Here is a 233-nt window from a genome sequence, read left to right on the forward strand (position 1 = left end):
GCCCAGCGGGTGCTCCAGCGGCACCTTCGGAGTGTTCTGGTGGAAGTGCGCGATCTGCTCGGCCAGTTCGTCAATATGCTGGTTGGACAGTTCGCCGCGGCCCTGGATTGCCGCCAGCAGGTTGTCCTGCGGGAACTGGCGCATCTTCAGCAGGTATTCGATTGCCTCGCCGTCGCCGCCGATCCGCGGCGCCTCTTCGCTGCCGGTGATCGGCAGGACCTCCAGGTAGAGAT

Annotated in this window: 1 pseudogene; it reads right to left on the bottom strand. The window is 64.8% G+C overall.

The features are described from left to right. Positions 1-233 (bottom strand): annotated as a pseudogene (locus ACLJNW_RS28775) (hypothetical protein); the annotation flags it as partial.

The organism is Salmonella sp. SAL4457, from assembly GCF_046548235.1.
In the GTDB taxonomy this organism is placed as follows: Bacteria; Pseudomonadota; Gammaproteobacteria; order Enterobacterales; family Enterobacteriaceae; genus Salmonella; species Salmonella enterica.